The organism is Spirochaetota bacterium (assembly GCA_034190085.1).
Lineage (GTDB): Bacteria > Spirochaetota > UBA4802 > UBA4802 > JAFGDQ01 > JAXHTS01.
The window spans coordinates 1-14143 of sequence record JAXHTS010000010.1; the positions used below are offsets into that span (position 1 = coordinate 1).

Here is a 14143-nt window from a genome sequence, read left to right on the forward strand (position 1 = left end):
CCATGATGATGAATGCACAATCCCTGGCTCACATCACCTATCCCAGATGTTCAAGGGAGCAGAAGTATTCAAAGGAGGGCAACAATGCCATATATAACAGCTATGATGACCTGTTGTTTGGTGGAAGATGGGGAGAACTCTGCAAGGACAAGAATGGTAATTACAGACCTGAATGGGGGCATGAGCAGACAGATGATGACCCTGACTGGAACAATCGTGGATTAGTGGGATGGCTAGTTATTATTCTTGCTAGATGTTTTCGTGACTATATGCACGCTGAATTTGATTTGTTTGATCCTGAAATTGTATCATCCGCTGTTACACATAACGGATTAGGATATTTTCTCACTGACATATTAGGCTCGCTTGCGCTTGTTCCCTTATGCTACTATGAAAAGGATACACCGGACAACAAGCGTCCCTACAATACATGGAAGCAACAGATAAAGGGTGGCACTCTAAAGGAGAATCATCCATTGGGAGATAATTTTTACAATGACGGTACTTTAGAAACTGATTATTATCTCACTCCTTCTGATTATATAGCCTCATCAGGGATAAACAGCGAGACAGGCGAACCCTTAGCGCCTGATCCTGACAACATCTTTGGAGGCTGGGCGGTGAGGAATTTCTTTAGTATGAAGAATATCAGAAATATATATAATATTCTGTTAGACAGCGATCCCTTTGCCCCTGTTCCAGAGAGGTGTGACGGCCTTTTACCCCTACTAATGGCCTATGATGTTGAGAGATTTACAACAAATTCAGATGATCCTGAAAAGAGTGTAAATACGAAGCTACTCACATCGCTCTTTGGACTCATTTATGATCTTGGTAATACGAAGTATGATGATCCCTATGGCCCTGCTGGTGTTGATGATGATGACATGTCAACATGGGGACTACGACGAAAGGTATGCTATGGGCTTGAGCAATTTGTGACAACACTGAGGGTTGAGAAGCCTTTTGCCCTTCAGGATAATGAGACAAACTTTAAGCGCATTATCCATCCTCAGTGGACATTCTATAAGGATTGCGAGGGGAATCATCTAGAGACTATGCGTCCGGAGGATGTCACCTTTGAAGTTGGGCAATTCCCGAATCCACCAGAAGTTGAAGACTGGACCAATTTTAACAGGTTGTGCGACGCCCTATCAGAACTTTTGAGTAATAATGGAGATACAGGCGGCAAATACAACATACTGGAAGATGTAATATCACTTATAGAGAAGCTCTTCAGGGGAATTGATGCAAGCGAAGACAATATTATTGCTCTTCGTCATACATTGGGAGTTCTGTTGACAAGCTACAATAAAGGAGGTTGGGAATATCCTGATACCATTGCTCATATTCTCGAAGATGAACTGCCTAAAATCTTAGAGTCCTTTAAAGGACATTATGGCAATCTTCTCATCCTTGCTGATGCCTTATTGAAAAATATTAATAATAGTGATGGGAGTGACAATGAAAATAACAATTTTATGAAATACTTCCTGAAGAATTTTACATCCAGTTATTCAGCAAAGGATGTTGTTGAGCAGCTTCATGACTTTCTTGGTATTGACCTTGTTAAAAGGACAGATTCATCTCTCTGGACGGAATTGGCAGAATTATTAATAGATTTTGCTGATATGATTGAGGAAGATGAACAACCTGGTTGGTTTGAGACCGATATATTTCATTCAAATAAGAATGTAATGGAGAATACTGATCCCTTCAGGGCAGTGGGGGAAATTTTATCATGGTAAAGATATGTATGTTGATCCCTAATAATTATTAGGGATCAATATCACATAATAAAATTATAAAGGAAAGAGGGTAAAAAAAATACTTCTGAGAATGGTCAAACTTTCCGCACTCACAGTTATGATTTAAAGTACTGAGCAGGATTACATACCTGCTCAGATAAAAAACAAACTTACTGCACTCACAAATATGCTTTGAATTACCTAGCGGGATAAACCCCTGCTCGGATAAATGTTCAAGCTCTCCATGCCTACAGTTACGCTTTGAATTACCTAGCAGGATAAACCCCTGCTCGGATAAATGTTCAAGCTCTTCATGCCTACAGTTACGCTTTGAATTACCTAGCAGGATAAACCCCTGCTCGGATAAATGTTCAAGCTCTCCATGCCTACATAATGACTATAAACAATAATATGGGGTTACAAACTAGTTCTCAATAGATGAGAAATGGCGGCAAACACCTCCATTATCATCCTAGGCATAAATGGAAAGATAGGTAAAGTCTGCAAATTATCTCGTTTATTAAAAAAATTTCAAAAACCATGTAATGGGAGGAGTGTCATGAAAAAATGTTTATTGTTTATACCATTAGTATTGCTTCTATTTATTATATTTGTTTCATGTTCGAATGAAGATCTACCATACTTCCAAAAAAACGATCCGGAACCGGAATTCAGACTATTTAACCTCCTTGATGACTGGCCTGCTTTACGGAGTATGTTCAATCCAATCGATCAACGCACATTCAATAAATTACTTGCAGAATCCTTGGATGATTATCTCAACGAGACAAAGGATGTAGTATATCTCGTTGATGATCTTCTCACCAGTAAAGAACATCCTGTAGCTGATACTATTTCAAACGTCAGGAACCTGGTTAACCAGATAATTCAACAGGACAAGCTGGATAGAGACCCCCTCTATTCCCACAGAGACTCCTTATCAGAGTCCTACTATGCTGACGGTTTTTACAATCTTGTGGATAAGATCTCTGACAATAAGTTAGGCCTTTCTGAAAACCTGATAAACATAGCACAAAAGGTTATATCCTATATTAAAAACACCTATCAGGGAGAGGAACTTGAGGAGATAATGTCTGACCTTGTAGATTTTTTGAGAAGCGATGAGCCCTATCTCTGGAGGGATGGGGAGAGTACCCTGACTGAGGACCTGGGCAAGCTTCTCCTGCAAGCAAATGAGAATGTTTGGCTCGACAGCGAGGGCAAGATAATAGCAGACCGTGATCAAATACGAAATGCAGGAGAAATAGATACAGGTTGCGGGAATGCGGCAAGGGGTTTTGATACGCTCATGATCGCGGTTAATGCGATGATGAAGGATGACAAGCTTAGAGAGGATATATTCATTATCCTCCGCGAGGTTGGCAAATTCTTCAGCGCAGAGGTTCAAGGGAAAAAGTTCAAACATGTAATGCAGGATCTCATTACTAATGTAAAAAAATATTTAACCCCGGGCGGTGAAGAATATGAAAAGTGGGAGGAGTACGTATGGCCAAACTTCAATCCCTATAGCGGATACGGAAAAGATGAAAATAATGAATTCACAGACAACAAGCATAGAATATACGCTGATGGCCAACTGAAAAATACATTAAACTATATTTTTTCAAGTTTACAATGCATATTTATTAGGGCTGGCAGAGAAGGCGCAGTACTATACGATACATATAAAGAGAAAACCTATTTTCTTGAAATATTTAGTAAATATTTGCAGACCATAGAGGAGAATCCCTTTGATCCCAAAGAATTGTTTCATCATGTTGAGGAATCCTTTTATGATCATTGCCGCTTTGATATGGGTGTAAGGGACAGGCTTAAGACCGGCTCTTATGATGTCAACAATTACGATCCTGGGAGGGAACCCTCTCCAATGAGCAATCTTGAAAGCATATTCACCCTCCTATTTGGAACAGGAGTAACAGCAGGATGGGCTACTGCCAATGGCAAGGCAGAAGGCATAGACACAGGGGAATTAGTCAATCACCCGAGTCAATATTATGGTAATCTGCGCGCTCATGGATTTTTAACCCTTGGCAATGCCTTTAACGGATTTGGATTAAATTACCTACTGGGAATAAATCCCTTTGAGATCATATTTACTGATGATATAAAGGATCATCTATATAGATCAACCTTTTATTTTGACAGAGAAGAAAGGGATAATTACAGATTTCATTTTGACAAGGAGTATGGATTCTTAAGCTTTCTCAGCGGGATTCCGATGGTGAAAGACTCCGGATTCCCTGATGGCGGCGGGCCATTGTATGATGAGAATGGCGAGCCAGTACTCAATGGGTATAGAGCCTACTCTGGAGTAGGATTAGCTAATAATGATTTTCTTGGATGGTTATTGGGAGTGCTCGTTCATGATATCATGTATGGCACTGGCCCATTTTACAACATAAGGAAAGAAAAGAGGGATGGGGATATCTACACATATTACAGAACAAATGGTGACATATACGCGCATGTGATAAAGCCCAATCCTGATGATGCCTCAACATGGGATTATATCTATCCTGTTGATAGCGCGACCGATGCTGCTGGTCCGGCAATATTTTTCTCTAATGTAGATCTATTAACTGATGGTGGAATTTATCTGGAGGATGAGGGAATAGTTAGAATCAATATTGATGGAATAGAGAGTGATATTACCTTTGAAAAAGGCAAAACCTGGGATCAACTGAGCGTTATTGAGAAAATAAACAAGGACAATCACTTTGAAGGAAAATTTCAGAATGGCCCTGCGTTTCCTGCTGGTAGGGGATTTATGATTACTGGGGAAAATAAAGATAAAGCCATTGACAAAATCCCTGAAGGCATAATTGAGATCAGTAATATCGAAGGTAATGCTGTAGCAGAACTCATAAAAGAGGGTTATAATGGAGAGAGGACACTACGACAGTATGCTGGCCGCGAGAATCGATACTATGAGAGGTGGAACTCCGATTATTTTTTGGTTGAATATAATCCCATTGGTTCTTTTGGCAATCCAATATACGTAAATCCAGCCGATATGAGTGGAAACGCAACTCAACCGGGATGTTTAGTTGCCCAGGAATTGATACCTGAGCATAGCAAGTATAGGGAATGCCCTGAATTTTTCTGCGCAGGCCCTGACCGAAACTTTCAGTGGAATTTTGCTGAGATGAAGCTCTCTATACCATTAACCCTCTATCTTAGCATCACAGGCGATGTGATTGGCGATGCCCTTGATTATCTACTTTTTAACTATTTCTTTGATTATATTTACGATGATCTTTCAATTTCTCATATCCTTAGCAAAGATTTTTTTGAAAATTTGTTCAACAACATAAAGTTAAGTATTGTTAACCTAATCCCAGCAAATCTGGGTATTCCATTAACCTTTCAAGTAGAGGGTAATGGTCTTGGGGCTCTATTCAATCTAAAATTTCCTCATGGTTCAGAGGATAATCCTATTTTGGACCTTAAAACAGGCAGGGGAAGATGGGTAAAGGACGGTGGATTTGACAACTCCCTGCATCCAGGGGATTTCAGGTTATCAGTGATATTACCTGAGAAGCTGATTGCTGATGAATTGATAGATATATTGAAAATACGAATACCCATGTTAGGACCTATAGATGAGATATTATTGGGTATGCCAATCGAGGAGTTTATCTATTTCGCTGTTGGCAAGGTGTTGTATGGGGGCTATCTATTAGGATTAAAGATAGACCCACTCCTTGGCAATAACGTACCCCTAGCGCCAACACTAATGTTGAATGCACAATCTCTAGCTCATATCACCTATCCCAGATGCTCAAGGGAACAGAAGTATTCAAAGGATGGCAATAATGCTGTGTATAATAGTGATGATGATCTACTATTTGGCGCAAGATGGGGGGATCTATGTATAGACAAGAATGGTAATTACAGACCAGAATGGGGACATGAGCAGACAGATGATGATCCTGACTGGGGTAATCGTGGATTAGTTGGATGGGTAGTAGTCATTTTAGCGGCATGTCTGCGCGATTACATGCATGCTAATTTTGATCTGTATGATCCCAACATCGTTTCATCCGCTGTCACTCATAATGGTATCGGTCTTTTTCTCACAGACATGTTAGGCGCCTTAGCCCTTGTTCCACTCAGCTACTACGAAAAGGATACTCCGGATAATAAACGCCCCTACAACTCATGGAAGCAGCAGATAATGGGAGGAACACTAAAGGATGACCATAAACTCGGTGATGATTTTTATATTGATAATGGAGGTGCTTTACAGACTGATTACTTTCTCACTCCAACTGATTATATTGCTTCATCAGGGATAGATAGCGTCACTGGCGATCCTTTAGCGCCTGATCCTGACAATATTTTTGGAGGTTGGGCACTTAGGAATTTTTACCGAATGAAGGATATTAGAAATATATATAATATTCTGTTAGACAGCGATCCCTTTGCGCCTGTACCAAAGAGATGTGATGGCCTTTTACCCCTGCTAACAGCTTATGATGTTGATAGATTTACAACAAATTCAGATGATCCTGAGAAAAAGGTAAACACAAAGCTACTCACCTCAATAGTTGGACTTGTGTACGATCTTGGGGATTCAAAGTATGATGATCCCTATGGCCCTGCTGGTGTTGACGATGATGACATGTCAACATGGGGACTGAGAAGAAAGGTATGCTATGGGCTTGAGCAATTTATGACATCACTGAGGCTTGAGAAGCCTTTTGCCCTGCAGGATAATGAGACAAACTTTAAGCGCATTATCCATCCCCAGTGGACATTCTATAAAGATTGCGAGGGGATATCTTTAGGTATGCGTCCAGAGGATGTTACCTTTGAAGTTGCACAATCTCCAAATCCCCCAGAAGAGGAAAACTGGACCAATTTTTATAGGTTGTGCGACGCCCTTTCAGAACTTCTGAGCAATAATGGAGAGACCAACGGCAAATACAACATAATGGAAGATGTGATATCATTTATGGAGAAACTCTTCACGGGAATTGACGCTAGTGAAGAAAATTTAATTAGTCTTCGCCATTCACTGGGAGTTCTGTTGACAAGCTACAATAAAGGAGGCTGGGAATATCCGGACTCTATTGCTCATATTCTTGAAGATGAACTGCCTAAAATCTTAGAGTCCTTTAAGGGACATTATGACAATCTTCTCGTCCTTGCAGATACCTTATTGAAGGATATTGACAATGGGAATGGCAATGGCAATTTTATGAAATACTTCCTGAAGAATTTTACATCCAGTTATTCAGCAAAGGATGTTGTTGTGCAGCTTCATGATTTTCTAGGTATTGACCTTGTTAAAAGGACAGACTCATCTCTCTGGACAGAATTGGCAGAGTTATTAGTAGATTTTGCCGATATGATTGAAGAAGATGAGCAACCAGGTTGGTTTGAGACTGATATTTTTCATTCAAATAAGGATATAATGGAAAGCACAGATCCCTTCAGGGCTGTGGGGGAAATTTTATCATGGTAAAAAGTATAGTAAATAACTGTTGCCAAAATTAATCATGTAACTAAAATCGGAAGGTAATCTCTTCAGAGAAGAGATAGGGAGGAGAAAAAATTATATATAAACTATGGGGTTGTCTAATAACGTATAGAATTATTAGTCAACCCCAATTTATTCTCAATAGTATATTTCAAATAATCTGTTTATAATTTATTGTTTATCATCATTAGACAAATTATTATACTTTCTAAAACAAACTCTCAGTCAAAGGAATTCCTCACTTACTAAAAAAAAGTTACAAAAATTGTTAATTATTATTTTTTTTCTTTGACTAAGATTAAGTTCTATCTTATTTTAGTAGTAGACAGTCCGGTCGGTTTATATTTATTCAATATTCAATGATATAACAACACTCGAAATAATAACTTGAATTACCTGGTAGGATGAAAATCCACGCCCGGATAAATGTTCAAGCTCTCCGCGCTCACAATTATGCTTTGAATTACCTGGCAGGACGAAAATCCACGCCCGGATAAATGTTCAAACTCTCCGCGCTCACAATTATGCTTTGAATTACCTGGCAGGATGAAAATCCACGCCCGGATAAATGTTCAAACTCTCCGCGCTCACAATTATGCTTTGAATTACCTGGCAGGATGAAAATCCACGCCCGGATAAATGTTCAAGCTCTCCGCGCTTACATGATGGCTTTCAATAATTATATGGGGTTACAAATCATTTCTTAATAAAAGAGAAATTGTAACATATGCCCTTTCAGCACCATAAGCGGAAATAGAAGTGGGGCAATGTCACCTAATTATCTCACTTATTGAATAATTTCGAAAACCATATAAGGGGAGAAGTATCATGAAAAAATATTTAGTGTTTACACCATTAATATTATTTCTATTAATTTCTTTTTCCTGCTCGAATGAGGATCTATCATATTTTCAAAGAAACGATCCAGAACCGGAATTTAAGCTATTTAATCTGCTTGACCCCTGGCCGGCCTTGAGGACTATGTTCAATCCAATTGATCAACGCACATTTAACAGACTACTGGCAGATTCAATGAATGATAACCTCTCAGAGGCAAAGGATGTTGTTTATCTTGTAGATGATCTATTGGTTGATCCGAAATATCGCACCAATGTAATAGCCCGCTTTAGAATCCTGCTAAATCAAATTATAAAACAGGATGAGCTGGATCAAGATCCAGTCACTTCGCGTTATGGTTCTTCTATAAATTACTCTGAAAACTTTTATGATCTCTGGGATCAGATATCAGACAAGAGAATTGGGCTGTCAGAGCATATCATCCCTATAGTTAGAAAGATTATAACCTACATTAAAAATACCTACCATGGGGAAGAGCTTGAGGATATAGTGTCGGATCTGATAGATTTTTTAAAAAACAGCGATGAAGCATATTTATGGCGAGATGGCGAGGTTGGATTATTAGAGGATCTATCAAAACTTCTATTTCAATCAAATGAAAACATTTGGCTCGAAAGCAATGGCAAAATGATAACCGATCGCAGTAAAATAATGAAGAATGGCACAACAAATCTTGGAGTTGGAAATGCCACAAAGGGCATGGACGCGCTGCTGATTGCAATAAATGAAATGATGAAGGATGATAAACTGAGGGAAGACATATTTATCATTCTTCGCGAAGCTGGAAAATTATTTACAGCCGAGGTGCAGGGAAAGAAGTTGAAGGATGTAATTAAAGACCTAACCCACAATTTTCAAAAATATCTCACCCCTGGCGGCGAAGAATGGAAAAAATGGGAGGGATACGAATGGCCCCGCTTCAATCCATATAGCGGTTATGGTAAGGGTGCTGATGGACTCTTTACCGATAATAAAGACAGGATATACGCTGATGCCAACCTAAGAAACACCCTGCACTGTTTTCTCTCAGCCCTGCAGGTTCTGCTCCTTAGGGCAGATCGCGATGGCTCAGCATTAGAGGACAAGAGAGGGATGAAGACCTACTTTTTGGAGATATCAACAAAGACCTTTGATTGGGTAGAGGAACATCCGGATAATCCTAATCCAGATACTGTTTTTAACCACTTTGAGGAAGGAGTGTACGATCAACTGCGTTTTGATATAGCAGCGAGAGACAGAATTGTAGATTCCTATGATGCCGATAACTTTGATCCCCGCACTGAGCCCTCACCTATGAGCAACCTTGAATGTATATTTGGACTCTTTTTCGGCACTGGTACTACCGCTGGATGGACGACTGCAAACGGTGACTTGGACACTGGTGAATTAGTAGATCACCCGAGTCAATATTACGGCAATCTTCATCAAAGTGGATTTATTACACTGGCCAATGCCTTTAATGGATTGGGATTCAATTACCTCTTTGGCATAAATCCTTATGAGGTCGCGTTTACTGATGACATAAAGGATCATCTTTTCAGGTCATCATTCTATTTTGATGTGGATGAAAGGTCAAATTACAGATTCAATTTTGATAAAAACTTTGGTTTCCTCACTTTCCTTGGAGGACCAATTGTAAGCGATTCAGGATTCCCTCGCGAATATGAAGGTGGTAGAAATCCCTACGATGAGAATGGAGAGCCCATACTAAATGCCTATAGACCCTACTCTGCCGTTGGCTTTGCCAATAACGACTTTATTGGATGGCTTTTGGGATTCATAGTCAATATGATCATGATGGGCCAGGGGCCCTTTTATTGCACTAGGAATGCGGAAATTGATGGCGATTTCTACACCTATTTCAGTGATAATCAAAATACTTACGCGCATGTGTATAAGCCCGATCCGGATGATCCATTAACGTGGGATTACATATATCCAGCATATGGCGTGTTTGATGTGCTTGAGCCAGCGAAATTCTATGCAGATGCGGATCTCATTACTGATGGCGGGGTTTATTTGGAGAATGATGCTATAGTCAAGATCAATATCGATGGAATAGAAAAAGAAATAGTATTTAGCGATGAACAGACATGGGATCAACTCAGTGTTATAAATCAAATCAATAACTCCTATGATGGACATTTCTCTCAAAATCCTGCTGTTCCAGCAGGTAGAGGTTTTATGCTTATGGGGGAGAATAAAGAACCGGCGAGCAAGTATATCCCTGATGGCATAATCGAGATCAGCGATGTATCGGGCAATGGGATTGCCAAACTCATAAGAGACGGTTATGATGGCAAAAGAAAGATACTAAGGGAGTATTCTGGTCGAGAGAACCGCTATCGTGAGAGATGGACCTCCGAGTACTATCTTGTTGAGTATAAACCTATAGGATCCAACAAATCGATATTTGTATCTCCAGCGGACATGAGCGGGAATGCTACTCAGCCTGGATGCCTTATGGGTCGCGAGATGATACCCGAGAATTGCATTGAGAGAGAATGCCATTTTAGCTTTGCACAGGCAACCAACAATAACTATCAGTGGTGTATGAACGAGATGCTGCTGTCATTGCCGCTAACTCTCTATTTCAGCATCAAACATGAAGTGATTGAGGATGCGCTTAATTATTTACTCTTTGATTATCTCTCTATGATTCCAGACTGGATTCTCACTCCAATAAAAAACAGCATTCTTCGACTAATTCCAAGCGATATGGGTATACCTATTACTGTAATGATTGAGGGTAATGGCGCCGGCGCCCTCCTCTCCCTGAAGTTTCCTCATGGTTCTGCAAAAAATCCTGTTATGGGAAGATGGGTGCTTAACGGTGGATTTGGCGACTCCCAAATATGCACAGATTATAGATTCTCTATGATATTCCCTGAAAAACTTATTTCAGATAAATTAAAGACTGTATTAGACAATGCGCTTTCAACAATTAGATTATTTGGTATAGATTTAGGGACAGTTGATGATATAATTAAATATGCAATAGACACAGTTTTATATGGCGGCTATCTTTTTAACCTACCTGTAAAACCAATACTCCAGCACAATCTGCCATTGATGCCATCTTTAATGTTAAACGCCCAGTCTCTGCTTCATATTACCTACCCCAGATGCAGAACCGAGCAGGTGGTTGGGGAAAATGCGATCTATCACACGAAAGACGCCCAAACCTTTGGAGGAAGAACCGGTGAGCTCCTCAAAGACGAAAATGGCATTGTGCATCCTGAATGGGGTGCAACGATTGGCGGAGATCAGAGCGATATTAATTGGCGCAACAAAAGCGTGGTGGGTTGGGTATTTGTGCTAATGTGTCAAACATTCCGTGATTATGTGGGATATGATATTGATCTGTATGATCCTAAAGTTGTTGCATCATCCGTAACGCATAATGGACTTGGGCTTCTGCTGCATGATGCATTAGGGGCATTAGCCCGTACACCACTCTGCTATTATGAGTATGACACAGAAGACAATATTCGTCCCTTTAACTCGTGGAAGCAACTGCTACAGGGTGGAAAACTCAAATCCGATCATCCCCTCGGTGAAAAATACTATGAAATAGATGATGATGAAACTCCATCTACAGCATATATACTCACTCCAACAGATTATATTGCTTCTTCCGGCGTCAATAAGGAAACAGGTAATCCGCTTGCGCCTGATAACACGAGTATTTTCGGCGGTTGGGCGCTAAGGAACTTCTTCCGAATGGCTGATATTAGAAATTTTTATAACATACTAATAGACAGCGATCCCTATGTAAAAGAACCCAAAAGATGCGATGGGCTGTTACCCTTATTAACAAGCTATGATGTACATAAATATGAAACATGCGAGAATAAACCCGAGGGTGCTGTTAGTTCAAGGCTTATATCGGCCTTTCTACGATGGTTTTGCGACCTGGCTGATACGAACTATGATGATCCATACGGCGCGAAGGGGGTTGATGATAATGATATGACCACCTGGGGTCTGCGACGTAAAGTATGCTATGGCATTGAACAGTTTGCATCTACCCTTCGAGTCCCAAAGGCCTTTCCTGTAGCGCTGAATGAGGGAAATTTCATGAATATTATCCATCCTGAATGGTCATTCTCTGAAGATGAAAATGGGAATCCATATCCGATGCGACCTGAGGATATAACATTGGAGATTGCAGAATTCCCTGCTCCTCCTGAGTATGAGGATTGGAGTAACTTTGACAAGCTAATGGATGCTCTGGGAGAACTACTGAGCGACAATGGAGAGACAGAAGGCAGATACAACATAATCGAGGATTTAATAGCCCTAATAGACAAATTCTTCAGACAGGTTGACGCAACTGATGACAACCTAAGAGGTCTACGTCATACACTAGGCTCGGTCTTAACAAAGTACACTAATGGAGAGTGGGAGTACCCTGATCAAATAAATCATATTCTAGAATTTGAATTGCCAAGGATATTAGAGGCCTTTAAGGGGCACTATGATAATCTATTGATTGTTGCAGATGCTATATTAAGTGATATTGATAGCGCTAATGGAGGTGAAAATAATTTCCTCATCTACTTCATTAAAAATTTTACATCCAGATATCCTACAAAGGATGTATTAGAGCAGCTTTATGATTTTCTGGGTATAGACCTTGTTAAAAGAGCTGATTCATCTCTCTGGGCAGAATTAGCTGATCTTTTGGTGGATTTTGCGGATATGATTGAGGAAGATGAGTTGCCTGGTTGGTTTGAAACGGATATATTCCATTCAAATAAGAATATAATGGAGAGCGCGGATCCCTTTAGGGCTATGGGTGAGATTTTATCATGGTAGAAGAATGAAGGAGATATAAAAACAACATAAATAATCATTTTTGACCAAAGATGAAGATTATATTATGGAGCGCCATATAATGACGCTCCATCTATATTTTGCAACCATTCTTGAATCCACATTTATGAATTAAGTGAAATTAATTCAAATTTCTATAAAAATAATCTACTCTTTACACAATTTATAGAATAATGATAAATAATGTAAACCTAACATTGCGAAATAAAACAATATAAAAAATAACTAATTTAAATAATCTTCTTCTGTATAATTCCTACATTAGAAGAGGTCGCCCCAAAATCAGAAAAAATCCTTCATTTTTCATTTTTTCTTGACTCAGCAGTATTGTATATCTATATTGGATATAGAAAAGGCCAGCCGGTTTTTTATTAATCTAATTTTTTAAAATAAACAGATTAAACAATCTTTATCAAAGTTAAGGAGGAATTATTTTTCTTTTTATTATAAGCAACTTAATTTGATTTAACTTTGTAAATATAGTAAATTATTTACAAAGGACAAGTCGAGATAAATTCTCGCTACAAAGATTGTCCAAGTTCTCCGAGCCTACATGTAGTTTTCACAAGAGGTGAGTCGCATCTCGATGATTAAATATGAGAAGATGAATTTCACTCACTACTATGGCTTAATACACTATCAATTGTTCACCTTCTCACAAATGTGATAATACTCTACCCTTGCTGACAATTTAGAAGATACATGATAGGTATTACTTTACGGGACTGAACCTAAAAAACCTATATTTTAAAAAGGGAGAGTATTATGAAGAAATATTTAACGTTTCTGCTAGCATCTTTATTACTAGTTTCATTAACATTTTGTTCCTCAGAAGATCTATCCTATTTCCAGAAGAATGATCCTGAACCTGAATTCAAGCTATTTAACCTGCTTGATGACTGGCCCGCCTTACGGAGCATGTTCAATCCGATTGATCAGCGCACATTCAATAAGCTACTTGCTGAATCCTTGGATGATTATCTCCGCGAAACAAAAGACGTGGTATATCTTGTAGATGATCTATTGACAAGCAAGGAACATCCTGTAGCTGATACTATCTCAAACGTCAGGAACCTGGTTAATCAGATAATTCAACAGGACAAGCTGGATAGGGATCCTGTTTTTTCTCGCAGGGATTCTCTATCAGAATCATATTATGCTGATAACATGTACAATCTTATGGATAAGATCT

Annotated in this window: 4 protein-coding genes; all 4 read left to right on the plus strand. The window is 39.3% G+C overall.

Features of this window, described 5'->3' with window-relative positions; all coding sequences use genetic code 11:
* On the plus strand, window positions 1–1748 hold a 1748-nt coding region (locus SVZ03_02045), incomplete at its 5' end, for a hypothetical protein (protein MDY6932989.1).
* Window positions 1749–2307: 559 nt separating this feature from the next.
* On the plus strand, window positions 2308–7239 hold the full coding sequence (locus tag SVZ03_02050) for a hypothetical protein (protein MDY6932990.1): 4932 nt from the start codon (window positions 2308–2310) through the stop codon (window positions 7237–7239).
* Between the two features lie 843 nt (window positions 7240–8082).
* A complete protein-coding gene (locus SVZ03_02055; protein MDY6932991.1) occupies window positions 8083–12933 on the plus strand; it encodes a hypothetical protein in 4851 nt (1616 codons plus the stop codon).
* A gap of 783 nt (window positions 12934–13716) precedes the next feature.
* Window positions 13717–14143, plus strand: a 427-nt coding sequence (locus SVZ03_02060; GenBank protein ID MDY6932992.1) for a hypothetical protein, incomplete at its 3' end; no start/stop codon positions are given.